This window comes from Vibrio sp. Y176 (genome assembly GCF_033438945.1).
Genome location: NZ_JAWOQS010001000.1, coordinates 1 through 554, shown reverse-complemented (window position 1 = coordinate 554; position 554 = coordinate 1). Strand labels below are relative to the sequence as shown.

Below are 554 nucleotides of genomic sequence, written 5' to 3'. Positions count from 1 at the left end.
AGAAGTCTGGTTTGGTTAAGTCCATCGATAGATGTTTTTCAACCACCTCTTCTGCCATCATGTTGCCAGTATCACGCAGTAAATTAACGTAATCAATGTAGAAGTTTTCACCTTTAGCTTCACGTTGCGCATAAATGCCTTTACTGAACAAGAAGCCGAATAGATACGGATAGTTATAGAAACTCACATCGGCAATCGAGAAGTGCAGCTTGCTTGCCCAAAAATAAGGGTCAGCTTCACTCATCACGTCTCCGTACCAATCTTTCCACGTTTCTGACATCAGATTACAGAAATCCTGAGCGGTTAATTCCCCCTCCTGACGACGTTCGTAGAATGCTTTTTCAAACTCGTATCGAACAGGAATATTGATCATTAACGCCAGCGCAGAAGACAGCTCTTCCCAAAGCATTTCGAGTTTGTCGTCCACACTTTCTGCTTTCGAGATCAAATGATCGCGTACGATATTCTCTGCAAAAATAGAAGCGGTTTCTGCAAGTGTCATTGGGTAGTAAGTTTGGCAAAGCGGCAGATCTCGAATAACCCAGTTATGGAAG

1 protein-coding gene is annotated in these 554 nt (G+C 43.0%); it reads right to left on the bottom strand.

The window, feature by feature from the left end; translation table 11 throughout:
* The coding region (locus tag R7O13_RS29865; RefSeq protein ID WP_318305594.1) for a M3 family metallopeptidase at window positions 1-554 on the bottom strand (554 nt) is incomplete at both ends.